This window comes from Desulfurellaceae bacterium, assembly GCA_021296095.1.
Taxonomy (GTDB): domain Bacteria; phylum Desulfobacterota; class Binatia; order Bin18; family Bin18; genus JAAXHF01.
On record JAGWBB010000004.1, the window covers coordinates 70,908 to 96,113 of the forward strand.

Here is a 25,206-nt window from a genome sequence, read left to right on the forward strand (position 1 = left end):
CGTCGATGCCCAACACCATCAAGCTGTACGATTTTCCCATGTCTCCACGGGTCCGCAAGGTCCGCATCGTGCTGGCCGAAAAGGGTCTGGCATACGAAAAGGTGAACATCGATATTACCAAAGGCGAGCAAAAAACACCCGACTACCTGGCCATCAACCCCTACGGCAAGGTGCCGGCGCTCCAAGACAACGGGACCACGGTGTACGAATCGACGATTATCATGGAATACCTGAACGACACCTACCCGGACCCGCCCCTGCTGCCCTCTGCGCCGGGCCAGCGCGCCCGGGCGCGGGTTCTCATGCACTACGCCGACAATCCGTACGAAGGCGCCATTGCCCGCCTGGCCGGAGAACTCATCTTCAAGCCGATGCAGGGCGGCAGCCCGGACGAGGCGGCGGTCAGCCAAGCCACGACCGACCTCCAGGCCTGCTTTGACAAACTCGACCAGGAGTTGGGCGAGCAGGACTATCTGTTGGCCTCGGGCTTCAGCCTGGCCGATATCCCGTATGTGTCGTGGTCGCTGCTGTTTCCCCTGCTCAAGGTCACGGTCCCTCACCCCAGGGTCGAGGCGTGGCTTAAGCGAGTGCAAGAGCGACCGAGTATCCAGGCCGCGGGGTGAGCAGACAAGACAAGTCAAAAGGCAAATGTCAAAACTGAAAACATACACAGGGACGAGGTATGTTCAGCGGCATTATTGAAACCAGCGGCACGATTACCCGGATTGACGACATCGCCGAGGGCGTTCGGCTCAGCCTGTCGAGCGAACTGCCCGTGGCTGAGGTCGGTCTTGGGGAAAGTATTTGTGTGAACGGCACCTGCTTGACGGTGACGGCCATCGGAGACGCGGAGCTGAGCTTTGAGGTCTCGGCCGAGTCGCTGCGGCGTACAAACCTGGGCGACCTCAGGCCGGGCTCAGCCGTCAATCTGGAGCGCTCGCTACGGCTGGAGGATCGTTTATCCGGCCATCTGGTCTTTGGCCATGTGGACGGTCTGGGCTCGGTCGGCTCGATTCAGGCCGAGGGGGATTCGTTTCTGTACACCTTTGAGATTCCCCGCGAGCTGAGCCGGTATCTGGTCGAAAAGGGCTCGGTTGCCGTGGACGGCATCAGCCTGACGGTGTTCGACTGTCAACCGACATCCTTCACCTGTGCGATCATTCCCCACACCCATCAGGTCACGACCCTCAAACACCGCAAGCCCGGCGACCGGGTCAATATCGAGACCGACATGCAGGGCAAGTATATTGAAAATTTCGTCAAAGAGGCGGTCGAGGGCTCCCTGTCGGGTCCGCTGCAGGAGCTGCGCGACGAGCTGGCCCGGCTCAGACAGCAGCTCGGAGAGCTGAAACCCTGACCTGCCGGTCCAGTTCTGCCTGTTGCCCTTTGCCTGTTGCCTTTCCCAGGAAGCCCAGCCATGACACAGCCCGACCCCACGACGATCATCCACACCGCCCAATCCCAGGACCGCCAGCTGCTGACCGAAGTCGAGTCCAAAGCCCTGCTGCGCGCCGTCGGTCTTGATGTGGTGCGCACCGAGCTGGCCTCAAGCCGCGACCAGGCCGTCGGTCTGGCCGAGGACCTCGGCTGGCCGGTCGCCCTCAAGGTTTGCTCCCCGGACATCATCCACAAGAGCGATATCGGCGGGGTGCGGCTCAAGCTCGGCTCGGCCGACGCCGTTGGCCAGGCGTTTGACGCCATCATGGACGCCGCCCGCACGGCCCAGCCCGACGCCCGGCTCGACGGCGTGTCCGTCCAGCCCATGGCCAAGCCCGGTGTTGAGGTTATTATCGGTCTGACGACCGACCCCCAGTTCGGCGCTCTGCTCATGTTCGGTTTGGGTGGGGTGGCGGTTGAAGTCCTCCAGGATGTAGCCTTTCGGCTGGCACCGCTCACCCCCAACGACGCGCGCGGCATGATTCGCGAGCTGCGCGGTCTGCCCCTGCTGACCGGTCATCGCGGTCAGGCTGCGGTCGATCTGAGCGCGCTTGAGCAGCTGCTGCTCGGGGTTTCCGGGCTGGCGACCAGCTATCCCCAGATCCAGGAACTCGACCTGAACCCCAGCCTCGCCTATCCCGACGGCTGTCTGGCGGTCGATGCCCGGATCGTCCTGCGGTCTGACGGCCCGCCACCTGTCCCGCGTCCGCTGTCCGAGCGCACCCGGGCAGCCCTGGAACGGGTGTTTCACCCCAAGGCGGTGGCGGTCATCGGCGATAAAAAAGCCATGAACTATATGTGGCTGCGCAGTCAAAACCGGTTCCAGGGCAAGGTCTACTCGGTCCAGATCGACGAGCGCGAACTCCCCGGCATCGAGGCCCTGGGGGTGCCCAACTATACCAGCCTGGCCGATATTCCGGACGAGATTGATTACGTCATGACCGCCGTGCCGCGTCAGGTCACGCCTAGGATTATTGCCGACTGCGCGGCCAACAGGGTCGGTGGGGTGATGCTGTTTACCTCGGGCTTCTCAGAGGTCGGCGATGAGGAGGGCAAACAGCTGGAGCAGCGGCTGGTCGAGGCCGCCCAGGCATCCGAGCTGGCCCTGATCGGTCCGAACTGCATGGGCGTGTACAACCCCCAGATCGGTCTGCGCAACTACACCGAGCTGCCGACCGGCGAGGCCGGCAGTGTCGGGTTCATCGGCCAGAGCGGAACCCACACCATCACCTTCAGCCTGGCCGCTCCCCAGCACGCCATTCGCATCAGCAAGGCGGTCAGCTTCGGCAATGCCGCAGTGCTGGACGCCAGCGACTATCTCAACTATCTGGCTGCGGACGAGCAGACCCGGCGCATCGGCATGTATCTGGAAGGCGTGCGTGAAGGCCGGCGCTTCTTCTCCCTGCTCCGGGAGGTGAGCCCCCACAAGCCGGTAGTCATCTGGAAGGGCGGCCAGAGCGAGGCCGGCCAGCGGGCGACCTCATCGCATACCGGCTCGCTGGCCACGCCGGTGGCGATCTGGGATGCGGTGGTCAAACAGGCCGGCGCCATTCCGGTCGCGGACTTTGACACCCTGCTGGATGTCTTGCACCTCCTCGGCTTTGCCAAATCCACCACCGGCGACGGGGTTGGACTCGTCGCCATGACCGGCGGGCCGTCGGTGGTCATTACCGATGCGTTTGAACAGGCGGGACTGCGGGTTCCGGAACTCAGCCAGGAATCGTACCAGGAGTTGGCGTCGTTTTTCACCGTCATAGGCGGCAGTTTCCGCAACCCGCTCGACTCGGGCTATACGATCGGCATGGGACAATCGACCGACAATCTGGCCCGGCTGTTGTCGATTCTGGAGCGTGACCCCAAGATTGACGCCATCGTCATGGATACCGGCGCCGGGCTGGTAGCCGGCCAATGGCAGGCCCGCCCGCAGCGCCTCGACAGCCTGCTCGACACCTTGTCGGCCTTTGCTGCACGTTCGGCCAAGCCCTTCCTGACCGTCCTTCAGCCGTTCAACCGCGAGGCCGAGCTGCTATCGGTCCGGGATAAGTTTCACGCCGCAGGGCTGCCCACCTTTGCCACCCACGCCCGGGCTGCCCGAGCGCTGGCTCTGGTCACCGGCTACCGTCGTTTTCACGCTCCAGCCTCGGCCTCCTAGAGCCCGGGCACTCGCCCCGCCGGCCTTAGCCGCCGCCCGGGAGGAGTGCGCCGAGCCCCGCCTGGCGCTGCCCGGCGGCCGTAATTGACCCACTGTCGGCGATACGATAGCAAATGCTACGAAAGCAGACACTTCAGACACGACTGCAAGAAAGCGGAGAGCACAGGAAGGAGAAAAACAATGACCTATATCATCACCCGGCTGTGTCGGGATTGTCTTGACACCGGCTGTGTCGCCGTCTGCCCGGTGGACTGCATCTATAAATACGTTGGTGATGACAACGAGCAGTTTCCGGCCCAGCTGTACATTCATCCCGACGAATGTATCGACTGTGGGGCGTGTGAGCCGGAATGTCCATGGCAGGCCATTTTTGAGGAAGTTGCCGTTCCCGACGTTTTCGCCGAAGATACGCCTTTGAACTACGCTATGGTCGATCCGATCGACGACTTCGAGGTCGCCGTCCACGAGAAACCGGAGAACCCCTCGGCCGAGGAGATCCAGGCCAATAAAGAGAAATGGGGCTGGGACGGCTGACGCTCTCAGGGCAAGAGCATCGCTCTTGCCCCTGTCACGGATCTGCCTAGGTGCTACGCTTCAGCTCTTCTTCGACCAGGACCAGCCGGTCGTTACCAAAAAACATGGAGCCGTTGACAAACATGGTCGGGGTGCCATAGCCGCCGCGCCGCATGACCTCGTCCGTGTTGGCCCGCACGCGGTCCTTGTACTCCTGGCGGGCGATCTTTTCAAAATACTCCTGCGGGTCGAGCCCAACCTCCTCCACAATGGCGCGCAGCACCGCGTCCTGGCTGATGTCTTTGTCCTCGCCCCAGTAGGTCTCAAACACGCGGGAGCTATAGGCCAGGAAGCGGCCCGGCTGTTCCAGCGCGACCAGGGCGCCGCGCAGGGCCTTGACCGAGTTGACCGGAAACACGCTGGGCGGATTCTTGATCTTGAGCCCGTAATAGCGCGCCCAGTCCTGCATGTCCTTGGCCATGTATTTCTGCTTGGCCGGGACGCCCTTCTCGCGAAACTCGTACACCGACGGATTGATCGAGTTGAAGATCCCGCCGACCAGAATGGGCCGCCACTCCAGGTCGGCCCCGTATTTCTGACACAGCCCGTCGATCCTGGTAAAGGCCAGATACGTCCAGGGGCTGGAATAGTCGTAAAAGAATTCTACCTGAGTGGCCATGGGTGTTCTCCTCTCTGAGCGGCTAGGCGGTCACAAAATCGGCAATCATCCGGTTCATGTCCTCGGCGTAGGCCAGGTGGATATTGTGTTTGCCGTCGGGAAAAAGATGCACCCGCGAGCCGGCAATGCCCCCGTGCAGGACATCGGCATGAAAACGCGGCACGAGCGGATCTTTCTCGCCGTGCAGGATAAACGTCGGACAGCGAATCTCGGCCAAGCGCTGACGACACACATCGCCCCCGGCTTTATACAGGGCCTGCATGGCGTCGCACCAGTCCGTCCACAGCCCCTGGAGTTCCTGACCGTATATGGCGCCCATCCCTTCGCGCATCCGGGGCGACCAGGACGACACGGCGCGGGTTTTTTCATAGCCGTCGATATCCTCCTGGCTGATATACGCGTTGCCGCCCCACACGACGAGTTTTTCCACCTGTTGGGGATGGGCCAGGGTCAGCAGCAGGCCGATGATCGCGCCGTCGCTCCAGCCCCCAACCGCGTAGGACTCACAGCCCAACTGGTCCATCAGAGCCACGCAGTCTTCGGCGTCCTGGTGGTAGAAATCGATCGGGAATGCGCGCCGGGGCGGGCGTGAGCTGCCGTAACCGCGCGGGTCAAAGCTGATCACCCGCACGCCCAGCGCGGGCAGCTGTTCGAGCTGCGGCCCAAAGTCCGACTGGGCGGTTCCGAGCGCACCGGGAACCAAGACCAGCGGCGGTCCGTGGCCATGGTCTTCGTAGTACAGCCTGGCTCCCCTGACCTGTGCATACGGCATATCTTCACCTCCTGTGCGTGACCCATCCTGGTACCACGATCACGGGCAGAAGAGAACATGGGCAGGAGAGAATCGGGCGGCCGCTCTCTTGCAGAACACGCCGATCTCTGCCACAACACACGGGGCATATGAAAACCATAGGACTGACCGGTGGCATAGGCTCGGGCAAGAGCACCGTCTCCCAACTGCTGGCGGAACGTGGCGCGTTCGTCATTGACGCCGATAAGGTCGGCCACGAGATCTACCTGCCGGGCAAAGAAGCCTGGAAGCAGGTCACGGCTGCCTTTGGTTCGGAGATTCTGGCTGCAGATCAGACTATTGACCGCAAGAAGCTCGGAGCAATCGTGTTCGGCAGCACCGCGGCCCGCCAGCGTCTGAACGCCATCGTCCATCCCCTGATGTTCGAGGATATCGCCGAGCGCATTCAGGCCAAGCGGGCGACCGGATTTTCCGAGCCCATCGTGGTTGAGGCGGCCATCCTGATTGAGGCCAACTGGATTCCCCTGGTCGACGAGGTGTGGCTGGTCGAGGCCAGCACCGGGGCCGTGGTCGAACGCGTCGCCGCCCAGCGCGGCCTGGCGGCCAGCGACACCGAGGCGCGCATCGCCAGCCAGCTGTCCAACGCCGAGCGGCGCAAACACGCCCAGCTCGTTATCCACAATGACGGCTCGCTGGCCGACCTCAAACAGCGCGTAGACCAGGCCTGGGAGCGGCTGTCTCGATGAGCAAACTGTCTGTCCGCGGTGTCATCTTCGATATGGACGGCACCCTGGCCGACTCGGTCGAGTACTTCTATCATGTTTCGCTCGAAGTCCTGGAGATCGCCGGCATCCCCCTGCCGTCACGCGAGCGGGTGTATGAACTCATGCGGACCGGCCAGGACAATCCGCTGGCCAAACTCTTTCCGCCCGACCATCCCGACCCCGAGGCGACCCTCAAGCGCATTGTCGATACGCGGATGGACATGTGGATGGATCACTATCACCACAAGACCGAGGCGATTCCGGGCAGCCTGGACCTGCTCAAGAGCCTGCACACCCAGGGGCTGCGGCTCGGCATTGCCACCTCCTCGGGACGCGAGCTGCCGTTTCTGGACCACTGGGGCGTCCGCCATCTGTTCAGCAGTATCATCGGCCGTGAGGATGTCACCCACAGAAAACCGCACCCCGAGCCGATTCTCAAATGTCTGGAGCGCCTGGCGCTTCAGCCCCACGAGGCGGTGTATATCGGCGACTCGCCCATCGACGTGCAGGCCAGCCGGGCGGCCGGCTCACATACCGTCGGCGTCCTGACCGGCACCAGCACCCGCGAAATCATGACCGACCACGCGCCGGACTACATCCTGGACAGCGTGGCCGAGCTGCCAGACATTCTGGCGCCCGCATAGGAGGAGACAGGCATGGGACGTCTGCTTGGTATTGCCGTTCGTGGCGCCTCGCGTGCGCCAATGGAGACCCGGGACACCGTCCACATCAGCCAAGACACGGGTCTTGAGGGCGACTATCGCGGCAGATACGGCCCCCGCCAGATCACTGTCCTGTCCCAAGAGGCGTGGCAGGCCGCGTGTGACACCGTCCAGACCGAGCTGCCGTGGACGACCCGCCGGGCCAACCTGCTCGTCAGCGGAGTTGAGCTTGAGCGAACGACCCGCCAGGTGTTGCACATCGGCCCGGTCAGACTCGCCATTACGGGCGAAACCGACCCCTGCGAGCGGATGGACATGCAGCACATGGGCTTACGTCAGGCGCTCGTCCCGGCCTGGCGGGGCGGGGTCACGTGTTTTGTGCTGACCCCGGGCGACATCCGGCTTGGCGACGAGGTCCAGCTCCTGCCCAGCCCATCATCAGACTGAACACCGGACGGCCGCGACGGCGGTCCGGCCTCGCATCCAGCTGTCACGCCTCGTCCGCTTCGGCATAGCCGAGGCTGCGGATATCCTGCTCGTGCCCGTGCCGGGTGATGGTGTATTTGCTGACCAGGTAGATCGAAATCCAGGGCAGGCTCAGGTTGAGGGCCAGATGGAAAGCGGCCAGATTACGGATCGGCTCCTGCATGGCCTCTACGCTCGGGTTGGCAACCGAAAAGCCGAAGACTGACAGCAGCTGTCCGACGATGAACACGCCGCCGGCACTGATCATCTTCTGGGCCAGGGCCGAGCCCGAGGTCAGCAAGCCCTCACTCCGGCGCCCGGTCTGGCGCTGGCTCTCCTCGACGATATCCGCACCCATGGAGCCGACCAGGACGAAGCCGATGACCGCCACCGCCACCAGAAACGTACTGTGCGCCAAGAGCAGCCACCACAACAGGTCGGTGCCGTTGGCCGGAAACAGCGACACCGACACCATGGGGTCGAGCAGCCGCAGTCCCAGCGGCAGCGGCCCCAGCGCGGACGACAGCACAAACAGGCCGATTGCGGTCCGCTTCTTGTCCCGCCCGCGCGTCAGCGGATAGGCCAGCAGCCCGCAACTCATGGCCACGATCATGTGCACAACCGGAAAGATCTGGACGTGTTCCGGGGTCCACTGCCAGAAATACAGGTCGTAGTAGCGGTCGGTGTTGCTGTGCAGGCCGATATACAGGGCAAACACCAGCCCGGCGGCAAACAGCATCAGCCACGAACGGTTCGACAGCGTCTCAACAATGTCCCGGACCAGCCGGCGCGGGCTGAGGCGTTCCGCAGCGCTTTCATGCGGGACGTGGAGGGCGGGGATGTGTCCATGCAGGCTGAGCGTCGAGATCATGCCGGTAGCAAAAATGAGCATGCCGCCAATCCAGGCCATATCCCGATAACCGTCCGGGTTCAGGTAGGCTCGTGAGCCCTGATACTCGGCGGTCTCCGGCAACAAGAAGGCCAGCGTCAGCCAGGCAAAGCCAGCCCCGCCAAACCAGCCGTAGGAGGTGCTCCAGCCGACCAGCTGGGTGCGCTGGTCGTAGTCCTTGGTGAGTTCCGGGCCGAGCGCGCCGCGCGGAATTTCGTACAGGGTCATGGACACCCGCACGGCCACGGCCAGACACAACAGCCGCACGAACAGACCGCTCTGGCTGGTATCGGTCGGCGGCTGGAGGAGGGCGTAGAACGAGACGGCAAACGGCAGAATGCCGGCATACATAAAGGGGTGGCGCCGGCCCCAGCGCGTCCGCACCCGGTCCGACCAGACGCCGACCAGCGGGTCGGTGACCGCATCAACCGCCAGGGCCAGAGCCAAGGCCAGTCCGGCCAGGGCCGGGTCGAGACCCAGGACCTGGTTGTAGTACACCAGCACCCAGCCGCCAAAGACGTTATTCTTCACCCCACTGGCGATAGCGCCAAAAGCAAACGCGTTCAGGGTGCGGCGACTGGCGCGCTGGGTTTTCACGAGCGCGGCCCGCCCTCAAGCGTCCACACGTCGCACCATACCCCAGCCGCGCGGTCCGGCCCCGGCAACGCCAGGAGGCGGATCGTGGCCGCCACGCCCAGGGGCACTGACTCGGCCGCCAGGTCTCTCAGCTGGGCAACCACCGGGCTGGGCAGAAAGCCCAGCCCAACGTCCTGGATGACATTCTCCGCGTCCTGCCAGTGTCCCTGTACCGCAATCGCGTCCTGGTCCCGATACTCGAGCGACAGCCGACGTTCCCGGCCGGTCATAAAGGCCAGAATACGCTCCGCCGCAGCCGACCGACCCGTTCCTTCCAAGCGCACGTTTTCGGCCAGCCGCGGTATGAGGTAGGCCGTCGAATACGGCGAGAGACGCGAGCGGCTACCCGAGGTCTCAAACAGCGCGCCGGGGTCCTGGCGCAGGCGGATGATATGCGGCGCGTCCGTCACCAGACGGAACGCCCGTTCATACGGAAGCGTGACCGCAGCGTCGGCGCTGTCGAGCAGCACGACCTCTTCGGACTCAGGCATCTTCGTAGTGCGGCTCACGCCGCTCAAGGAAGGCGGCAATTCCCTCCCGCACGTCATTCGTCCGGGTGGTCAGAATCTGATTACGATCTTCCATCGCCACCGCCGCCTCAAGCGTCGGCGCGTCAACCGAGTAGCGCAGACACTCCTTGGTCAGCCGCACGCCAAGCGGGGAGTTGCGGGTAATCCTGGCCGCCATCTCGGCAGCCGCCCGGTCAAGCTCGGCCTCGGGCACGACCCGCGACACCAAGCCGGTCGCCAGGGCGCGCTGGGCGTCTATGAAATCGCCGGTCAGCAGCAGCTCTGAGGCGACCGAGCTGCCGACCAGCCGTGGCAGAAAGTAGCTCACCCCCACGTCGCAGGCCGACAGGCCGATCCGAATAAACGCGGCGTTCATCCGCGCCGACTCGGCCGCAATCCGAATATCGCTGGCCAGAGCCAGACCGAACCCGCCGCCTGCGGCCGCGCCGTGAACGGCGGCAATAAACGGCTGGGGCGCGCGGTGGATTTTAATCGCCAGCTCGGCGATGTGACGCTGGCCGCGCAGGCCGTCGGCCACCGATCCGCGCCCGTCGGCCTCACCCGCCTCCTTGAGATCGAGTCCGGCGCAAAACGCTCGCCCGGCGCCGCGCAGGATCACCACCCGGACGCTGTGGTCGGCCGCCAGCTCATCCAGGCAGGCGTGGAGTTCGTTGACCAGCAGGCTGTTCATCGCGTTCAGCGCCGCCGGACGGTTCAAGACCAGCCACAGCACGTCGTTGTCACGCCGCAGTTCCAGGGTGTCATAGCGCTCATTCATGGTCCTCTCCCCTAGATCAAGGACCGCGACTGACAGCCATCCACGGTAATACAGGCGCCGGAGACCCAGTTGGCCCGGCCCGAAGCCAGGAACACCACCACATCGGCCACCTCCTCGACCGTGCCGAAGCGGCCCGCCGGCAGCTCGGCCTTGATAAAGGCCGCAATGCCGTCCGGGTTCTCCTGCTGACGACGCTCCCACGAGCCGCCGGGAAACAGAATCGAGCCGGGCGCCACGCTGTTGACCCGCACGCCGTGCGGAGCCAGCTCGCGGGCCATTTCTTTCGACAGGCTGATCATGGCCGCCTTGGAGGCATTATACGTCATCGGCCCGCCCCACTCGCGCCCGTAGATCGAGCTGATGTTGATCACGCAGCCGCTCTGTTGCCCGCGCATGGCCGGCACGACCAGCCGGCACAGATCCAAGGCCGAAAAGAAGTTCAGGGCAAAACCTTTTTGCCAGTCCTCGGCCGAGGCGTCGAGATTGCCGCCCGGCCGCGAGCCGCCGACATTGTTGACCAGGATATCGACGGCGCCGCACTGCCGGCGGGTGTCCTCAACCCAGCCCCTGGCCTGGCTCTCGTCCGCCACATCCAGGGCGGTGACCAGGACCTCACCACCCCGGCTGCGGATGTCCTCGGCCGTCTGCTCCAGCGCTTCCCGGCCACGTGCGCAGATGCTGAGCCGGCAGCCTTCGGCGGCCAGGCCTAGCGCAATCGCCCTGCCGATTCCGCGGCTGGCCCCGCTGACCATCGCGACCTTGCCTGTAAGTCCCAGATCCATAGCTCCCTCCGCTTCTCGCAATATCAGGTCTACATAGCCTTTGTGCGGCTGGGCTGCCAGAGCCCGGCCAACCCTTGCCAGCATCCGGCCTGTCCAGATAGACTAGGCAGCCGCTCGAAACGCCGCAGGGAGGAAGACCATGCCAGATCATTTTGTGCTGGACAAAGACGGCCGGATTGCCACACTGCGCTTCAACCGGCCCGAAAAACGCAATCCGCTGAACGAGGAGATCCTGCGCGAACTCGAGGGTCTGCTCCATCAGGTTCGCGACGACCCCGAGGTGCGGGTGATGATCCTGACCGGCACCGGCAACACCTTTTGTGCCGGCGCCGACCTGTCCCAGACCAAGGGCATCACCGACCGGCACGAGCGGGAGCGCATCTTCGCCAGCTACCGACAGCGCCGGGGACGGCTGGTCGGCCGCATTCTGGACACCCTGGTCCACCTGGAGCCGATCACCATTGCTGCGATCAACGGCTATGCGGTCGGCGGCGGCTGGGCGCTGGCCCTGGGCTGTGATTTCCGGATCGCCGTCGAGGAAGCCCAGTTCTGGTTTCCCGAGGTCGATCTCGGGGTGCCGCTCAGCCCGGACTCGACCGCCCTGCTGACCGCCCATGTCGGCCCGACCCTGGCCAAGGAGATCATCATCACCTGCCGCCGCTACATGGCCGAGGAACTCGTCCCCCTGGGGCTGCTCAACCGGGTTGTTCACAAAGACGCCCTGGCCACCACGGTAGGCGAGCTGGCCGACAGCCTGATCGACAAGAACCCCAAGGCCGTTCTGGTCTCCAAGGCCACGGTCAATGCCGCCGCCTTCGGGGGAGCGGTGGTCAGCCCGGACCTGATCCTGAGCCGAGACTGAGCGGGCGGAAGGCGTAGCCCGTCCGTCAGCTCCACGCCCGTTGCTTCCGCTTGATAAGGAGAGCCGCATGCCGTCCATGGAACAATGCCCCGAAATCCGCGAAGAGATTCGCAAGCTGTGTCGCAAGTATCCGGACGAATACTGGCGCAAGCTCGATAAAGACGACGAGTATCCCGAACACTTTGTGCAGGAGCTGACCGACGCCGGCTGGCTGGCCGCGCTGATCCCCGAGCAGTACGGCGGCTCGGGCCTGACGGTCCGGGAGGCCAGCGTGATCCTCGAAGAGGTCAACCGCTCGGGCGGCAACGCCGCCGCCTGCCACGCCCAGATGTACATCATGGGCGCCCTGCTGCGCCACGGCAGCGACGAACAGAAAGCACGCTATCTGCCCAAAATCGCCAGTGGCGATATCCGCCTCCAGGCTTTTGGCGTGACCGAGCCGAACGCCGGCTCGGACACCACCCAGCTCGAAACCTTCGCCCGCCGGGACGGGGACTACTACATTGTCAACGGGGCCAAGATTTTCATCTCTCGCGTCCAGCATTCCGACATGATGCTGCTGCTGGCGCGCACCACCCCGGCGGCCGAGTGCCCCAAAAAAACGCTGGGCCTGAGTGTGTTCCTGGTCGATCTGCAACAGGCCGGTGACGCGGTCGAGGTTCGCAAGATCGACGCCATGATCAACCACGAAACCAACCAGCTCTTTTTCCACGATCTGAAAATTCCCAAGGCCAACCTGATCGGCGAAGAAAACCGCGGCTTCTACTATATTCTGGACGGCATGAACGCTGAGCGCATTCTGGTCGCGGCCGAGTCGATTGGCGACGCCCGCTGGTTTATCGACCGGGCCGTCAAATACGGCAAGGAGCGCGTCATCTTCGGCCGACCGATCGCCCAGAACCAGGGCATCCAGTTTCCGCTCGCCCAGGCCTACGCCCAGACCGAGGCCGCCGACCTGATGCGCTTTCAGGCTGCCGAGCTGTTCGATACCAGCCAGGCGTGCGGTCCCGAGGCCAATATGGCCAAGCTGCTGTGTGCCCAGGCGGCCTGGGCGGCAGCCAACGCGGCCCTCGACACCCACGGTGGCTACGGCTTTGCCGCCGAGTACGACGTGGAACGCAAATTCCGCGAGTGCCGCCTGTTCAGCATCGCTCCGATCTCGAACAACATGGTCCTCAACTACGTGGCCGAGCACGTGCTGGGCATGCCCCGCTCGTATTAAGCACCGTCAGCACACAGGAGGCAGCATGGGAGCACTGACCGATAAGTACTGCATCGTTGGCGTGGGTGAGACACCGCACATGCGGCCGTCGAACCGCACCACCCTGTCCATGGCCTGCGAGGCCGTCAAAAAGGCCATGGCCGACGCCGGTCTGGGACCGGGCGACATCGACGGCATGACCAGCTATCAGGCCGGCGACTCAACCACCTCAAACCATATTGCGACCTCGCTCGGCATGCGGCTCAACTATTCGGTCGATATCCTGGGCGGCGGTTCCAGCACCGAGGCGCTGATCGGCAATACCATCGGCCTGCTCGAAGCCGGCTACTGCAAAACCATGGTCATCTTCCGCTCGATGAACGGCCGCTCGGGCCGCCGTATGGGCGGACAGGCGCCCAGCGGCCCGGTCCCGCCGACCCGGGCGGCCGAGGACAACCAGTTCATGATGCACTGGGGCTGGACCTCGCCGGCCCAGCGCTTCGGCATGTCGGCCATGCGCTATCTGCGCGATACCGGCGCCACCACAAAGGCCCTGGCCGAGGTGGCGGTCGCCCACCGACGCCACGCCAGCCTCAACCCCAAGGCTGTCATGCGCAACCCGATCAGCATCGAAGACCATCAGAACTCGCGCTGGGTCGTCAAACCCTTCCGCCTGCTCGACTGCTGTCTGGAGACCGACGTGTCGGCCGCCCTGATCGTCACCTCGCGCGAGCGGGCCTACGACCTGCGCCAGCCGCCGGTCTTCATCATGGGCGGCACCGGCCGCACCATGGCGCCCAACGCGGCCTGGAACTACTCCCGGCCGGAGATTCATTATGTGGCCGGCAACTATGGCCGCCAGCGCCTGTTCGGCATGGCCGGCATCAGCCAGAAGGACGTCAACCTGATCTCGTGCTACGACGCCTTCACCTTCACCACCCTGATCCAGCTCGAAGCCTACGGCTTCTGCGGCAAGGGCGAGGCCGGCGAGTTTGTCAAAGGCGGGCGCTTGCAGATCGACCACGAGCTGCCCTCCAACCTGTCCGGCGGCCATCTGTCCGAGGGCTACACCCACGGCATCAGCATGGTGATCGAGAACGCCCGCCAGCTCCGCCACCGCGCCGACGACGCCTGTCCGGGCTGGGCCGAGGGCCGTCACAGTTACGACCGGCAGGCCGGCTGTCGGCAGGTCAAAGACGCCCGGATCGCGGCCTGTCTGGGCTGGGGCACGGAAACCATGTCAAGCTCGGCGATTCTGCGCGGGATTGCAGCCTAGAGGAGGGCGGAGTATGCCAGGCCCGATTGATTACACCAAAATCACGATTGTCCCGGATTTTGACACGGCCGAATGGTGGATGGGCACCAAACAGGGCAAGTATCTGGTCCGCCAGTGCCAGGACTGCGGCCACAAGTGGTTCCCGCCCTTCCCGGCCTGCAACAAGTGCAACTCCATGGACCTGGGCTGGTTTGAAACGGCCGGCAGGGGCGTGCTGCACAGCTATATCGTAGTCACCCAGCCGATTCTGGGCGCCTTTGTCGAGGCTGTGCCGTATGTGGTGGGTCTGATTGAACTTGACGACTGCCACGAGGCCGACGGCTCACTGGTCCGCGTCGGCGGCGTGCTGCTCGACGACGAAGACGCCGTCGCCATCGGTCTGCCGGTCGAGGTCGAGTTTGAGCAGACCAACGAGGCGGACATTGTCGTGCCGCGCTGGAAGATCTGCGGCAGCGCGGACAATACCTGGAAGTTCGACGAGTAGAGCGGGCAGACGGAGACCTGCTCTCCGCCTCCCGCTGTGTTGCTAGACGCCAGCCTGCCCGACTACCGCCTCAGCCTCCATCTCTACACGCGTCACCCGATAGCCAGCCGATTCGACATTGGCGATGGCAGAGCGGATGGCCGCCTCCAAAGAGTCGGCTTCGCGATGGAAGTCAATGGAAAAGACCCCATTACAGGTGCCAGGGGTCGCATCGTCGCAGCCCGCCTCGAACAGACTGTCGGCCAGGTCTTCGGTCAATTCCAGTGGGCCGGAAAGGATCAGGCTGAATTCGTACTTTGCCATAGTATTTCCTAATGCGGGCAGCGCTCCACCGCCCGACGAATATCTTTTGCGTGGTCCTCTGGATGCCTGGGCGTCGAATAGACCGCTCGACTACACCCCATTCGATCTGTCTGGCGGCAGTACAATCGTCCCCAGATATGCGCCCGCGGTCCAGACTTGCGTAATGTCCAGTGACGCAGCAAAGCATACTCCACAGCTTCGCGAATGTGTTTATTCGGGTGGTCGGCCACACTACTCCAGGTCCACGCTTATCCGAGCCCGTGCATTACAGGCCGAACTCTAGCAAGGGTGCGGGACATTGGTAAAGCACGAGTCCCGTTCTGTTCAGCTTGACCTCCGGTCAGAAACCCCTTATGTGAGCGGGCAGGATAAGAAGAGGAGACAGACTATGGCTGACGAGATCCTGTGTTCCGTCCAAGACGGCATTGCCACCATCACCATGAACCGGCCCGAGAAGCGCAACGCCATGAACAGCGCCCTGCTCGACGGTCTGGTCCAGAACTTCAGCGCGCTCGAAACCAACACCGCTGTGCGGGCCATCGTCATCCGGGGCGAGGGCAAGGCGTTTTGCGCCGGGCTCGACCTGCGCGAACTCAGCGCCCGCCAGCAGGGCGCCGACGCCGAGATGGGCGTGGTCGAGATCCTGCAAATGATCGAGGGCTCGCGCCACCCGACCATCGCCATGGTCCAGGGCGACGCCCTGGCCGGCGGCTGCGAGCTGGCCCTGCACTGTGACCTGCGGGTGGTGTCGGACCGGGCCCGGTTCGGTATGCCGCTGGCCCGCCTGGGTTTGGTCATCCCCTTCCCGCTGTGCCAGAAACTGGTCGAGATTGTCGGCCCGGCCTTTACCAAACAGATTCTGCTCAGCGGCCAACCGGTCGAGGCTGCCCGCGCCTACGACATGGGCATGGTGCATCAGCTGGTCCCGGCCGCCGAACTCGAACAGGCCACCTATGACCTGGCCCGGACGATTGCCGGTAACGCGCCGCTGTCCCTGTCCGGCATGAAAACCACCATCCACCGGGCAATCTCGCTGTGTAAAACGATTGAGTACCACGACTTACAGGACATGGTGGCCACGGCCCGGACCAGTCAGGACGCCAAAGAGGGCGTCACGGCCATGCTGGAGAAGCGTAAGCCGCAGTTCCAAGGGGTATAAGCCGGTCTCTCTCCGCGCGAGGAAGATTGTGTGGATCTGTTCGGTCTGGTCGGCGCGGTCGGTGGCACGCTGTTAGGTCTGGCTGGCGCCACGCTCTTCTTGTCCGCCGCCTACTACCTGAGCCGGCGGGGAGAGGCGCCGCCGGTGTCCCTGACGCCTCCGAAACGCCTGGTCGTCTCCGGCCCCTACGCTCATGTCCAACACCCCATGCTGCTGGGCGTCTTGTGCCTCGGGCTCGGTGCGGCGGGCGGGCTGCGCTGTACCGGCCTTGGTCTGGCGAGTGTCGGCTTCGCTCTGGTAGCGCATGTATTTGTAATCCTCAGGGAAGAGCCGGCGCTGAGACAACGCTTTGGCGACGACTACGCAGCCTACCAGGCGGCCACGCCGCGCTGGTTTCCTTGCCCGCTGACCCGGGCCGGGATATGTCTATGGCCACGACGCTGAAGGAGGATGTGCGATGCGCTTTGGAGTCCACTTAGTTGCGGCTGGCCGCATGATTGAAGGCGAAAAAATTGCCCGGGTGGCGACCCGCGCCGAACAGCTCGGCTTTGACTCTCTGTGGGTCAGCGATCATATCGTGTTTCCAAGCCAGCTCACCTCGGCCTACCCGTATTCTCCCGACGGTAAATTGCCGCTCGACCCGTCCAATCCGTTGCTTGAACCGTTCACAGTCTTGAGCTACGCCGCAGCGGTCACCAAGACGGTCAAGCTGGGCACCAGCGTGATCATCGTGCCGTACCGCGACCCGCTGGTCAGCGCCAAGATCATCGCTTCACTCGATGTGTTGTCCGGCGGTCGGTTCATCTTTGGGGTGGGGGTGGGCTGGCTGGAAGAAGAGTTCCGCGCCCTGCGTCTGGACATGCGTAACCGGGCCGCCCAGACCCGCGAAGCCCTGCTGGCCATGCAAGCCTGCTGGACCCAGGACGACCCGGAGTTTCACGGTGAGTTCTACGATTTTGCGGGCATCAAGTTCGCCCCCAAACCACGCCAGACACCCCATCCACCGATCTGGTTTGGCGGCAACTCCGGGCCCGCCCTCAGGCGGGCGGTCGAACTCGGCAGCGGCTGGCACGCGGTGTGGGAAACGCCGGACGAAGTGGCGCGCAAGGCCAAGCTACTGCGTGACCTGTGCGACCGGGCGGGCAAGAGCTTTGACGACTTCGCCATCACGATTAACGTCAACCACAAGGTCCCGATGACCGTCGAGAATGTCAGGAAGTACGAAGCCGCGGGCGTCGGCATGATGTTCATGCCGCGCTCGTTTCAGGCCGATGTCGATGGCATCATCGAGAATATGGAGACGTTTGCCAAAGAGGTGAAGGAACCCTCGGAACGCTAGGGTCATTACCATGCACCGCTCAAAACACAGGGGGCTGGCGCATGGCTGAGCGCCATCTTGAACTCGGCCTGTTTGCGCCGACCGTGGGCAGCATGCCGCCGGCCGGAAAACCGGGCGCCTTTCTGCTGTCGCACGCCGAGCAGCGCACCGAGCCGACCTTCGACTATAATCTGCGCCTGGCCCGGATGCTGGACCGGGCCGGCCTGGAACTCTTTTTCATGGCCCAGCGGGGCGGCAAGGGCTTTGGGCCGTCACGCTTCTGGGGCACCTCGCTGGATTCGTTCACCACGGCGTCGGCTCTGGCCATGGCGACCGAGCAGCTCCAGCTGGTCTCGACCGTGCATACAGCCTTTTTCCACCCCGGTCTGGTGGCCCGCATCGGAGCCACCCTGGACCAGATCAGCCACGGCCGCTGGCGCCTCAACATTGTCAGCGGCTGGGCCGAAAACGACTTTCGGATGCTCGACATTCCGCTGATTGAGCACGACGCCCGCTACCGCCGCTCGGCCGAGTTTGTCGAAGTGCTGGGCAAGTTCTGGACCGAGGACGGGTTTGATTACGCGGGCGAGTATTACACCATCAGGCAGGGCACCTGCGCTCCCAAGCCGGAGTCGCCGCCCCTGCTGTACAACGCCGGCAGCTCGGCCGCCGGCCGAGAGTTCGCCGCCCGCTATTGCGACTGGTTCTTCACCGCCGCCCTTACCCCCGAAGCGGTCAAGGAGGAAGTCGCCGACGTGCAGGCCCGGGCGGCCACCTACGGCCGCCGGCTGCACATCGTCACCTATGCGCTGACGATGTGTCGGGAGACCGAGGCCACAGCCGAACAGGAGGTGGAGGACATCCTGGCTCAGGGCGACTATGACGGCGCCAGAGAGTTTCTGGAGGGCATCAGCGGCCAAACCCTGGGCACGACAAAATCCGTCCTGGGCGAAGGCGGGGCGCTTGAGGACATGCTGAAGAGTCTGGTGCTCGGCATCGGCAGCAGCAAACTCATCGGTCCGCCCGAAAAAGTCGCCTACGATATCGCCCGTCTGCACGCGGCAGGGGTTGATGCCATTGGCCTGACCTTCCGCCATACCGAAGAAGAGCTGGCCGATTTCATCCAACGGGTCGTCCCGCTGCTGGAGCAACACGGCGTACGCCGCCCACGCCAAGCACCAGTCGCGCGAGTTGCGGATTAGGAGGAGGCCATGGCCGTTCCAGCCCAGCAAGCCCTCATGACCGCCGAAGAGCTGTTCGAGCTGCCCAACGACGACTACAAGTATGAACTCGTCGCAGGAGAGCTGATTCGGATGGCACCGACTGGCGGAGAACACGGCGTTTTGACGGTCCGCGTGGCATATGTACTCCACGCCTATGTACAGGACAACGATCTTGGTATTGTCTGTGGCGCGGAAACGGGTTTTATCCTGCAACGCAACCCCGATATCGTTCGTGCCCCGGACGCCGCGTTTGTTGCCAAGGCGCGGATTCCCGAAACCGGCATTCCCAAAACCTACTGGCCGTTCGCGCCGGACCTGGCGATCGAGGTCACCTCTCCTTCAGACCGCTTCACCGCCGTGCAAACCAAAATCGGCGAGTATTTCTCGGCCGGAACGCGGCTGGTGTGGGGCGTCGAACCCGCGACGCGGACGGTCTACGTCTATCGCTCGCCGCACGACGTGCAGGCGCTCGGCGAAGACGCCGAGCTGACTGGGGAGGACGTATTGCCCGGTTTTCGGTGTGCGGTGAGGCGGCTGTTGCCGTAAGTTTCGTCAAAGAGGGCACGGGCGGCGTGCTCCGGATCAGCGCCAAACGAACCTGAACCAGTCGTCGGCGCGGGACTGCTTCTCGGGCTGTCTGGTGTCGTAGCGGTAGACGAGGCATTTGGTATCACCGCAAAGCGGCACGGTCATGCAGCTCTTCCCGCGTCGGCTTGCGCCCGTCAACCCACTCCATCTTGCGGGGTTTGATCGCCAGGAATCGCTTCATTGCGACCTCGTACTCGTCCTCCTGGCGTTGCATTCCTTCGAGTAACTCGGCCAGCCATTCGGACACGCTGCGCTCGTTCTCGGCAGCCTTGACCCGCAGCCAGCGGGCGACCTCATCCGACAGGGTGATGGTGATCTTCTTCATGGCACGTAAATCGTGTCAATAATCGAGGGCGACCGACGAGAGTTGCCAAGACGCGGATTCCCGAGACCGGCACTCCTATTGATGAGCGTGCCGGCAACTCGGGTTTTACACCCCCCTACACCACCGCCGAGACGCCGCCGTCGATATTGATGGCCGTGCCGGTGATGAAAGCGGCCTGGTCCGACACCAGAAAGGCCACCAGCGCGCCGACCTCTTCGGGCTGGCCCAGGCGCTTGAGCGGCACGTTCTGGGCCATTTTGTCCTTGAACTCGTCGAGCGTGCCCGTGGACCCCATCCGCTGCCAGTAGCGCTCGGTCTGGGCGCTGACGATATTGGTCAGACACACCGTGTTGACCAGGATATTCTCTCCGGCGTAGTCCAGCGACAGGGCTTTGGTCAGGGCAATCCCGGCCGCCCGGCTGACCGAGGTCGGCAAGGACCGCGCGCCCGGCGCCTTGCCGCCCGGGTGGGTGACGTTGATGATCCGCCCGCCGCCGGCCTTGCGCAGGTGGGGCAGTACGGCGCGGGTGCAGCGCACCGCAGCGGTGAACTTCAGGTCGATGTCCTCGGTCCACTCATCCTCGCTGATGTCCTCAAACTTCTTGGCCGCCGAGCGACCGGCGTTGTTGACCAGAATATCGACCCGCCCATAGTGCGCGGCCGCCTTGGCCACAAAGGCATCAATGTCTTCACTCTCGGTGACATCGGCCGGGATGGCCAAGACCTCGCCGCCGGTCTGCGCCCGCACGTCGGCTGCGGCCTGTTCCAGCACGTCCGGTCGCCGGGCGCAGATGGCTACCTTGGCGCCTTCCCGGGTGAGACACACGGCGATTCCCTTGCCGATTCCTTCACTGCCACCGGTAATAAGAGCGACCTTGCCTTGTAATCCGAGTTCCATAGCGTTCTCCTCCTTACAAAATTTCGGGGTACTAGGCCCCATCGGTCTCTGGTTCTGCCTGGACGACCACGCCGGCCGAACGCAGGCGCTCGACCTCGGCCTGGCTGTAGCCCAGACCGGCCAGCACGGCCTGGGTATGCTGGCCGAGGAGCGGCGCGGGCGCGCCGGTGTGGCCCGGCGTGCGGCTCAGCTTGACCGGGATGCCCAGCGTCCGAATCGACCCGGCCCGGGGATGCTGCTGGCTGATGATCATTTCGTTGTGCACGACCTGGGGGTCGCTGAACACCTCCGCATAGGTCTGGACCGGTGCGGCCAGGACATCGTACTCGGCAAAGCGGGCCAGCCAGTTGGCCGCCGACTTTTCTCGAAAGCGTTCTTCGAGCAGGGCGTGGAGGGCGTCGGCATGGCGGCCACGGGATTCGCGCGAGGCAAAGCGCGGGTCGGCGCAGATGTCGCGCAGCTCGGGGATTTTGCCCAGCCGCTGCCACCAGGCTTGCGAGGCCGCGACCAGAGCAAAGGCGCCGCCCTGGGCCTCGAAGATCCGATACGGGGCTGGGGCAATACCGTGTCCGGCGCCGGCTTTTTTGGGCGGAATGCCGGTGTTGAGGTAGGTCGTGGCTTCCATGGCTTGCAGGGCCAGCAGGCTGTCCAGCAGGGAAATCTCGATCTTCTGGCCGATGTCCAGCCGCTCCCGACCCAGCAGCGCAATGGCAATGCCGTAGGCACAGTGAAACGCCCCGACCATATCGGCCACCAGCGTGCCGACCGTGGTCGGCCGGCCGTCGTCCCAGCCGGTGATGCTGACCAGCCCGGAAAAGGCCTGAATCAGCAGATCCTGGCCGGGCCGCTCGCGCTCCGGCCCCTCCTGACCGTAGCCCGAGACCGCGCAGTAGATGAGCTGCGGGTTCTCGCGGCTGAGTCGCTCATAGCCCACCCCGAGCTTGTCCGCAGCGCCGGGCCGAAAATTTTCCACAAACACGTCGGCCGTCCTGACCAGACGGTATACAACCTCACGGCCGGCGTCCTGCCTGATGTCCACGGCCAGACTCTGCTTATTGCGGTTGCGGGCCAGAAAAAACAGGTTCTCGCCGCCCCAGTCTTTACTGCCCGCAGCCCGCATCGGGTCCCCGCCGGGCAGGGTTTCGATCTTGATCACCTCGGCACCCATATCGGCCAGCATCTGGGCGCAAAACGGTCCGACCAGAAAGCGCGACATATCCACAACCCGTATGCCCTGGAGCGGCCGGGTCAGGGTGGCGGCTGGTGGGCGCGAGCCTTGGGCCGCCCGGCGCTGCTTGAGTTCGGCCAGCTGACGTTCCAGGTCGGTAATGCGTTGATCGAGATCGTCCATGCTTCCTCCCCACGCTGTCGGCAATCGACCAAGACGGTATAGTGTATCCGGGGCGGGTTTGGCAATGCTGAGCTTTTTTGGTATGGCCCGAGAAAGCAGCGACACGCCCGCAGCTCAGGTTTCAGCGGTCCGCTCCCCAGGAGGTCAGCTATGGCAACACTTCAAACCGGCAACGTCGAAGCCAACGGCATCTGTTTTCACTATCTCGAAGCCGGCCAGGGCCCGCTGGTCGTGTGTCTGCACGGCTTTCCCGACAACGCCTATTCCTATCGTGCGCTGCTGCCGGCTCTGGCCGAGGCCGGATTCCGGGCCGTGGCCCCGTTCATGCGCGGCTACGCGCCAACCGGCCCGGCTCCGGACGGACGCTACCAGTCGGTGCTGCTGGCCCAGGATGTGGTGGCCCTGCTCGACGCCCTGGGCGCCGAGCAGGCGTGTGTGGTCGGCCACGACTGGGGGGCACTGGCAACCTATGGCGCCGCAGCCCTGGCGGCCGACAGGGTCCAGAAGATCGTCACCATCGCGGTCGCCCATCCCGGAGCGCTGCTGGGCGCCATGGCCACGGACTATGACATGATTAAGGGCGGCTGGCACGCCTATTTTTTCCAGATGCCGTTCTCCGACCAGGCCGTCGCCGCCAATGACTACGAGTTCATCAGACGCTGGTGGCAGGACGCCTCACCCGAATACGACATCCCCGACGAGGTCATGGACAGCGTCAAAAACACCTTCCGTCAGCCAGGGGTGGTCAAGGCAGCCCTCGACTACTACCGCCACACCTTCAACCCGGACAACCGCGACCCGGCCCTCCAAGACCTCCAGGAACGCCTGACCCAAGCGACCCAGGTTCCGACCCTGGCCCTGCACGGCACCAGAGACCGGCCCGGCCGGCTGGCCGCCTTTGAGGCCATGGACCATCTGTTTGCCAAGGGACTGGACAAGGAGATTTACCCCGGGACCGGACACTTCCTGCATCTGGAGCAGCCCCAGGCGGTGAATCAGCGCATCGTCGCGTTTCTGAGGTAGGGGCAACCCCCTGTGGCTGCCCTTCCGTAGTTTGGCTGCCCTTCCGTAGTTTGGCTGCCCTTCCGTAGCCGCCCCCCAGCCTACCCGACCAGCCCATACAGCCGCACACAGTTGTCAGCCACAATAGACTGCATGTGGTCGGCCGGCACCCCGGCAAAGTGGCGGTCCAGAAACTGTTGCGACTCCGGCCAGCTGCTGTCCAGATGCGGAAAGTCTGACGACCACATCATGCGGTCAACGCCGATGAACTCGCGCAGCATGACCCCCGGCACATCGTCAATAAAGGTCAGGTAACAGTGCTCATGCCAGTACTCGCTGGGCAGCCGTCGGCAGCGCACCATGGGGTCCTTGGCCATGGTGCGGCGATGGTATCCCCAATCCAGGCGGTGCAGAAAATTGGCCGCCCACGACAGCTCGTTCTCGGCCGAGATCAGGCGTAGGCCGGGATGACGGTCAAACACCCCTTCCAGGATAAAGGTGGCAAAGGCCCGGGCCATGCGAACCGGCAGCACAGCATAGCCGACGGCCGCGCTCTCCTCGCCGGTCTCATCCTGTGTCCAGTTCACATTGGCGTGCCCGGAGGCGATGATGTGCAGGCTGAGCGGCATATTCAGCTCGTCCAGCGTCGCCCACAGCCGGTCCCACTCGGGCGCCGAGTAGCGTGAGCCGTCCGGCGTATCCTGGGGCAACAGCACGCCGACCAGTCCCTTGGCCTTGGCCCGGCGGCACTCCTGGATCGCCCATTCAATGTCGAAGACCGGGACCACGCCAACGCCGAACAAGTCCTGGGGATGGCTGCGACAGAAATCGCTCAGCCAGTCGTTATACGCCTGACACACCGCCTGCTGGAGCTGCGGGTCGGGAATCCCGAACGCCCGCATGGTGTAATTCGGATACAAGACCTCGGCATCGACCCCGTCCATGCGCATATACTCGACTCGGGCGTCGGGCTGCCAGTCCGTGGCATCCGTGGCGTAGCGCTTATCGCCCTCGGCCGCTGCGGCATAGGCTTTGTCCCGATTTCTGGCCACCGCGCCCATCGGACGCCGGGCCACGTGGGACGGCAGGCCCTCACACACCCAGCGGTCGCCCGAGTCAGTCGAGACGACCCGCGGACCGCGGTCTGTGTAGGCCCGGGGCAGATAGCGCTGCCACAGGTCGGGCGGCTCGATGGCGTGCGAATCGGCCGAGATCACGCGATAGTGTTTCATGGCTGACTCCTTTCTCTAGCGAAACGCCTCAATCGTTTCCTGGAGGGCAACCATCTGATTGCCGTTGGCCGACGAGGGCACCAGAATCGGTGTCTTCAGGCCGGTGTCATACCAGGCCTCGACGCCGTCTCGCACCTCGGCAACGCCGCCGTACAGGGTCGTCTGTTGCAGCCAGCGGTCGGACATCAGGCTCGGAATCCTGTCGGGCTGCTTGTCGGCGACCGCCTGCTGGATATCCCGCATCTCTTCTTCAAAGCCGGCCTCAATCCAGTACTGCTGGTAGTTGGGCAGGCCGACATACGAGCTGAGGATGCGGCGCAGCACCTTGGCGGCGGCGGCCTTATCGTCGGTAATCACGGTCGGGATCATATTACCGACAAAGAAGTCGTCGTCCCGCATTTTTTCGGGCGGCAGAAAGCCGAGCGAGGTCGCCATATGCGAGCGCGCGGCGTTGGCCCACACCGCGCCCTGCGAAATCTCGGCCGACAGCTTGGCCATGGCCTTGCGCAGGGTGGCCAGAATGATCGGCGGCAGGCTGTCGTTTCTGGGCAGTCCGGCGCGCAGGTCGTGGATGAATTGGCGCACGTCGGCCAGGGGTTTTCCGACCTGGAGGTCCAGGCGTTTATGGACCGGGCCGTGGCTCACCCCGATGCCGAAACGGAAACGGCCGCCCGAGAGTTCATGGATCAGGGCTGCGGTCTGGGCGTAATCGTAGGGGTGACGGGTGTACAAGTTGGCGATGCTGGTCCCGAACGGAATCTCGTTGGTCACCAGGGCCAGGGCTTGGCATAAGCCCAGGCCATCGCCCACGCTCTGGCAGTAGATGCCGCTAAAGCCTTCGCGTTCGAGCTGTTGGGCGACGTCCAGGGTTGCCCGGCGTCGGCTGGCAACCGCGACGAGCGCAACGGCGGGTTTGGGATGTGGCATGACGATTATCCTCCTTTGTCAAGCTCGCCCGGATCATAGC

The 25,206-nt window shown here is 64.1% G+C and carries 29 protein-coding genes; 17 read left to right on the forward strand and 12 right to left on the reverse strand.

The genetic code is table 11. From position 1 onward, the window contains the following. Positions 1-5 precede the first annotated feature (5 nt). The 4 genes from J4F42_01590 (at position 6) to J4F42_01605 (ending at position 4,123) form a co-directional block, all read left to right on the forward strand. The gene (locus J4F42_01590; GenBank protein MCE2484177.1) at positions 6-623 is read left to right on the forward strand and encodes a glutathione S-transferase family protein; all 618 of its coding nucleotides are present in this window, start codon (positions 6-8) and stop codon (positions 621-623) included. Positions 624-682: 59 nt separating this feature from the next. Next, complete coding sequence (locus J4F42_01595) at positions 683-1,357, forward strand: riboflavin synthase (GenBank protein ID MCE2484178.1); 675 nt, start codon at positions 683-685, stop codon at positions 1,355-1,357. 60 nt (positions 1,358-1,417) lie between these two features. After that, positions 1,418-3,589 (forward strand): acetate--CoA ligase family protein, encoded by a 2,172-nt coding sequence (locus J4F42_01600; GenBank protein MCE2484179.1) that lies wholly within the window; start codon positions 1,418-1,420, stop codon positions 3,587-3,589. Positions 3,590-3,769: 180 nt separating this feature from the next. Beyond that, complete coding sequence (locus J4F42_01605) at positions 3,770-4,123, forward strand: 4Fe-4S dicluster domain-containing protein (GenBank protein MCE2484180.1); 354 nt, start codon at positions 3,770-3,772, stop codon at positions 4,121-4,123. A gap of 46 nt (positions 4,124-4,169) precedes the next feature. On the opposite strand, the gene J4F42_01610 is transcribed toward J4F42_01605, so the two are convergent. Together J4F42_01610 and J4F42_01615 are read right to left on the reverse strand one after the other, a co-directional pair. Next, a complete protein-coding gene (locus tag J4F42_01610; GenBank protein MCE2484181.1) occupies positions 4,170-4,781 on the reverse strand; it encodes a 2-hydroxychromene-2-carboxylate isomerase in 612 nt (203 codons plus the stop codon). Positions 4,782-4,803: 22 nt separating this feature from the next. Then, positions 4,804-5,553 carry an alpha/beta hydrolase gene (locus J4F42_01615; GenBank protein ID MCE2484182.1) on the reverse strand — a complete coding sequence of 250 codons (750 nt, stop codon included), beginning with the start codon at positions 5,551-5,553 and terminating at the stop codon, positions 4,804-4,806. A gap of 128 nt (positions 5,554-5,681) precedes the next feature. Between J4F42_01615 and coaE the strand changes: the two genes are divergently transcribed. The 3 genes from coaE to J4F42_01630 are packed head-to-tail and all read left to right on the forward strand — an operon-like array spanning position 5,682 to position 7,405. Beyond that, positions 5,682-6,278: a dephospho-CoA kinase gene (coaE, locus tag J4F42_01620; protein MCE2484183.1), complete on the forward strand. Its 597-nt coding sequence runs from the start codon at positions 5,682-5,684 to the stop codon at positions 6,276-6,278. Then, positions 6,275-6,940, forward strand: coding sequence for an HAD family hydrolase (locus tag J4F42_01625; protein ID MCE2484184.1), 666 nt, complete (start codon positions 6,275-6,277; stop codon positions 6,938-6,940). Before coaE ends, J4F42_01625 begins: the two co-directional genes overlap by 4 nt. A 12-nt stretch (positions 6,941-6,952) precedes the next feature. Further along, complete coding sequence (locus tag J4F42_01630) at positions 6,953-7,405, forward strand: MOSC domain-containing protein (protein ID MCE2484185.1); 453 nt, start codon at positions 6,953-6,955, stop codon at positions 7,403-7,405. 43 nt (positions 7,406-7,448) lie between these two features. Here J4F42_01630 and J4F42_01635 read toward each other — a convergent pair whose 3' ends face one another. Genes J4F42_01635 through J4F42_01650 form a run of 4 tightly spaced genes read right to left on the reverse strand, consistent with a single transcriptional unit; the run spans position 7,449 to position 11,017 of the window. Beyond that, the gene (locus J4F42_01635; protein ID MCE2484186.1) at positions 7,449-8,909 is read right to left on the reverse strand and encodes an MFS transporter; all 1,461 of its coding nucleotides are present in this window, start codon (positions 8,907-8,909) and stop codon (positions 7,449-7,451) included. Then, positions 8,906-9,439: a hypothetical protein gene (locus J4F42_01640; protein ID MCE2484187.1), complete on the reverse strand. Its 534-nt coding sequence runs from the start codon at positions 9,437-9,439 to the stop codon at positions 8,906-8,908. Before J4F42_01640 ends, J4F42_01635 begins: the two co-directional genes overlap by 4 nt. Next, positions 9,432-10,235 (reverse strand): enoyl-CoA hydratase/isomerase family protein, encoded by an 804-nt coding sequence (locus J4F42_01645; protein MCE2484188.1) that lies wholly within the window; start codon positions 10,233-10,235, stop codon positions 9,432-9,434. The genes J4F42_01640 and J4F42_01645 overlap by 8 nt, the downstream gene beginning before the upstream one ends. Positions 10,236-10,246: 11 nt before the next feature. Beyond that, positions 10,247-11,017 carry a glucose 1-dehydrogenase gene (locus J4F42_01650; GenBank protein ID MCE2484189.1) on the reverse strand — a complete coding sequence of 257 codons (771 nt, stop codon included), beginning with the start codon at positions 11,015-11,017 and terminating at the stop codon, positions 10,247-10,249. Positions 11,018-11,156: 139 nt separating this feature from the next. On the opposite strand from J4F42_01650, the gene J4F42_01655 reads away from it, so the two are divergent. The 4 genes from J4F42_01655 to J4F42_01670 all read left to right on the forward strand — a co-directional run bounded on the left by J4F42_01655 (position 11,157) and on the right by J4F42_01670 (position 14,840). After that, a complete protein-coding gene (locus J4F42_01655; GenBank protein ID MCE2484190.1) occupies positions 11,157-11,879 on the forward strand; it encodes an enoyl-CoA hydratase/isomerase family protein in 723 nt (240 codons plus the stop codon). A 67-nt stretch (positions 11,880-11,946) separates the two neighbouring features. Then, complete coding sequence (locus J4F42_01660; GenBank protein MCE2484191.1) at positions 11,947-13,101, forward strand: acyl-CoA/acyl-ACP dehydrogenase; 1,155 nt, start codon at positions 11,947-11,949, stop codon at positions 13,099-13,101. A 25-nt stretch (positions 13,102-13,126) separates the two neighbouring features. After that, complete coding sequence (locus J4F42_01665; GenBank protein MCE2484192.1) at positions 13,127-14,356, forward strand: hypothetical protein; 1,230 nt, start codon at positions 13,127-13,129, stop codon at positions 14,354-14,356. A gap of 13 nt (positions 14,357-14,369) precedes the next feature. Next, positions 14,370-14,840 carry an OB-fold domain-containing protein gene (locus J4F42_01670; protein ID MCE2484193.1) on the forward strand — a complete coding sequence of 157 codons (471 nt, stop codon included), beginning with the start codon at positions 14,370-14,372 and terminating at the stop codon, positions 14,838-14,840. A gap of 42 nt (positions 14,841-14,882) precedes the next feature. Here the strand turns inward: J4F42_01670 and J4F42_01675 are convergent, their stop codons facing one another. Continuing rightward, entirely contained in the window at positions 14,883-15,143 is a 261-nt protein-coding gene (locus J4F42_01675; GenBank protein MCE2484194.1) for a hypothetical protein, read from the reverse strand. A 388-nt stretch (positions 15,144-15,531) separates the two neighbouring features. Here J4F42_01675 and J4F42_01680 point away from each other — a divergent pair, with 388 nt between their 5' ends. Genes J4F42_01680 through J4F42_01700 form a run of 5 tightly spaced genes read left to right on the forward strand, consistent with a single transcriptional unit; the run spans position 15,532 to position 19,389 of the window. Continuing rightward, positions 15,532-16,302, forward strand: coding sequence for an enoyl-CoA hydratase/isomerase family protein (locus J4F42_01680; protein MCE2484195.1), 771 nt, complete (start codon positions 15,532-15,534; stop codon positions 16,300-16,302). A gap of 30 nt (positions 16,303-16,332) precedes the next feature. Further along, positions 16,333-16,746 (forward strand): isoprenylcysteine carboxylmethyltransferase family protein, encoded by a 414-nt coding sequence (locus J4F42_01685; GenBank protein MCE2484196.1) that lies wholly within the window; start codon positions 16,333-16,335, stop codon positions 16,744-16,746. A gap of 13 nt (positions 16,747-16,759) precedes the next feature. Further along, positions 16,760-17,641: an LLM class F420-dependent oxidoreductase gene (locus J4F42_01690; protein ID MCE2484197.1), complete on the forward strand. Its 882-nt coding sequence runs from the start codon at positions 16,760-16,762 to the stop codon at positions 17,639-17,641. Between the two features lie 41 nt (positions 17,642-17,682). Then, positions 17,683-18,822 (forward strand): LLM class flavin-dependent oxidoreductase, encoded by a 1,140-nt coding sequence (locus tag J4F42_01695; GenBank protein ID MCE2484198.1) that lies wholly within the window; start codon positions 17,683-17,685, stop codon positions 18,820-18,822. A gap of 9 nt (positions 18,823-18,831) precedes the next feature. Next, the gene (locus J4F42_01700) at positions 18,832-19,389 is read left to right on the forward strand and encodes a Uma2 family endonuclease (protein ID MCE2484199.1); all 558 of its coding nucleotides are present in this window, start codon (positions 18,832-18,834) and stop codon (positions 19,387-19,389) included. Positions 19,390-19,513: 124 nt separating this feature from the next. Here the strand turns inward: J4F42_01700 and J4F42_01705 are convergent, their stop codons facing one another. From J4F42_01705 to J4F42_01715, 3 genes are all read right to left on the reverse strand, one after another. Further along, a complete protein-coding gene (locus J4F42_01705; GenBank protein MCE2484200.1) occupies positions 19,514-19,756 on the reverse strand; it encodes a CopG family transcriptional regulator in 243 nt (80 codons plus the stop codon). 115 nt (positions 19,757-19,871) lie between these two features. Then, positions 19,872-20,654: an SDR family oxidoreductase gene (locus J4F42_01710; GenBank protein MCE2484201.1), complete on the reverse strand. Its 783-nt coding sequence runs from the start codon at positions 20,652-20,654 to the stop codon at positions 19,872-19,874. 31 nt (positions 20,655-20,685) lie between these two features. Beyond that, on the reverse strand, positions 20,686-22,005 hold the full coding sequence (locus J4F42_01715; protein MCE2484202.1) for a CoA transferase: 1,320 nt from the start codon (positions 22,003-22,005) through the stop codon (positions 20,686-20,688). Between the two features lie 150 nt (positions 22,006-22,155). Here J4F42_01715 and J4F42_01720 point away from each other — a divergent pair, with 150 nt between their 5' ends. Continuing rightward, on the forward strand, positions 22,156-23,028 hold the full coding sequence (locus tag J4F42_01720) for an alpha/beta hydrolase (protein MCE2484203.1): 873 nt from the start codon (positions 22,156-22,158) through the stop codon (positions 23,026-23,028). An 80-nt stretch (positions 23,029-23,108) separates the two neighbouring features. Here the strand turns inward: J4F42_01720 and J4F42_01725 are convergent, their stop codons facing one another. Next, positions 23,109-24,239, reverse strand: coding sequence for an amidohydrolase (locus J4F42_01725; protein MCE2484204.1), 1,131 nt, complete (start codon positions 24,237-24,239; stop codon positions 23,109-23,111). Between the two features lie 15 nt (positions 24,240-24,254). Then, positions 24,255-25,166 carry an LLM class flavin-dependent oxidoreductase gene (locus tag J4F42_01730; GenBank protein ID MCE2484205.1) on the reverse strand — a complete coding sequence of 304 codons (912 nt, stop codon included), beginning with the start codon at positions 25,164-25,166 and terminating at the stop codon, positions 24,255-24,257. Positions 25,167-25,206 lie beyond the last annotated feature (40 nt).

Coding starts and splice junctions, on each gene's coding strand:
- J4F42_01680 (MCE2484195.1), top strand. CDS start 15,532: ATGGCTGACGAGATCCTGTGTTCCGTCCAAGACGGCATTGCCACCATC.
- J4F42_01655 (MCE2484190.1), top strand. CDS start 11,157: ATGCCAGATCATTTTGTGCTGGACAAAGACGGCCGGATTGCCACACTG.
- J4F42_01730 (MCE2484205.1), bottom strand. CDS start 25,166: ATGCCACATCCCAAACCCGCCGTTGCGCTCGTCGCGGTTGCCAGCCGA.
- J4F42_01650 (MCE2484189.1), bottom strand. CDS start 11,017: ATGGATCTGGGACTTACAGGCAAGGTCGCGATGGTCAGCGGGGCCAGC.
- J4F42_01625 (MCE2484184.1), top strand. CDS start 6,275: ATGAGCAAACTGTCTGTCCGCGGTGTCATCTTCGATATGGACGGCACC.
- J4F42_01595 (MCE2484178.1), top strand. CDS start 683: ATGTTCAGCGGCATTATTGAAACCAGCGGCACGATTACCCGGATTGAC.
- J4F42_01670 (MCE2484193.1), top strand. CDS start 14,370: ATGCCAGGCCCGATTGATTACACCAAAATCACGATTGTCCCGGATTTT.
- J4F42_01645 (MCE2484188.1), bottom strand. CDS start 10,235: ATGAATGAGCGCTATGACACCCTGGAACTGCGGCGTGACAACGACGTG.
- J4F42_01660 (MCE2484191.1), top strand. CDS start 11,947: ATGCCGTCCATGGAACAATGCCCCGAAATCCGCGAAGAGATTCGCAAG.
- J4F42_01665 (MCE2484192.1), top strand. CDS start 13,127: ATGGGAGCACTGACCGATAAGTACTGCATCGTTGGCGTGGGTGAGACA.
- coaE (MCE2484183.1), top strand. CDS start 5,682: ATGAAAACCATAGGACTGACCGGTGGCATAGGCTCGGGCAAGAGCACC.
- J4F42_01605 (MCE2484180.1), top strand. CDS start 3,770: ATGACCTATATCATCACCCGGCTGTGTCGGGATTGTCTTGACACCGGC.
- J4F42_01640 (MCE2484187.1), bottom strand. CDS start 9,439: ATGCCTGAGTCCGAAGAGGTCGTGCTGCTCGACAGCGCCGACGCTGCG.
- J4F42_01720 (MCE2484203.1), top strand. CDS start 22,156: ATGGCAACACTTCAAACCGGCAACGTCGAAGCCAACGGCATCTGTTTT.
- J4F42_01715 (MCE2484202.1), bottom strand. CDS start 22,005: ATGGACGATCTCGATCAACGCATTACCGACCTGGAACGTCAGCTGGCC.
- J4F42_01630 (MCE2484185.1), top strand. CDS start 6,953: ATGGGACGTCTGCTTGGTATTGCCGTTCGTGGCGCCTCGCGTGCGCCA.
- J4F42_01690 (MCE2484197.1), top strand. CDS start 16,760: ATGCGCTTTGGAGTCCACTTAGTTGCGGCTGGCCGCATGATTGAAGGC.
- J4F42_01615 (MCE2484182.1), bottom strand. CDS start 5,553: ATGCCGTATGCACAGGTCAGGGGAGCCAGGCTGTACTACGAAGACCAT.
- J4F42_01610 (MCE2484181.1), bottom strand. CDS start 4,781: ATGGCCACTCAGGTAGAATTCTTTTACGACTATTCCAGCCCCTGGACG.
- J4F42_01705 (MCE2484200.1), bottom strand. CDS start 19,756: ATGAAGAAGATCACCATCACCCTGTCGGATGAGGTCGCCCGCTGGCTG.
- J4F42_01725 (MCE2484204.1), bottom strand. CDS start 24,239: ATGAAACACTATCGCGTGATCTCGGCCGATTCGCACGCCATCGAGCCG.
- J4F42_01710 (MCE2484201.1), bottom strand. CDS start 20,654: ATGGAACTCGGATTACAAGGCAAGGTCGCTCTTATTACCGGTGGCAGT.
- J4F42_01675 (MCE2484194.1), bottom strand. CDS start 15,143: ATGGCAAAGTACGAATTCAGCCTGATCCTTTCCGGCCCACTGGAATTG.
- J4F42_01590 (MCE2484177.1), top strand. CDS start 6: ATGCCCAACACCATCAAGCTGTACGATTTTCCCATGTCTCCACGGGTC.
- J4F42_01700 (MCE2484199.1), top strand. CDS start 18,832: ATGGCCGTTCCAGCCCAGCAAGCCCTCATGACCGCCGAAGAGCTGTTC.
- J4F42_01600 (MCE2484179.1), top strand. CDS start 1,418: ATGACACAGCCCGACCCCACGACGATCATCCACACCGCCCAATCCCAG.
- J4F42_01695 (MCE2484198.1), top strand. CDS start 17,683: ATGGCTGAGCGCCATCTTGAACTCGGCCTGTTTGCGCCGACCGTGGGC.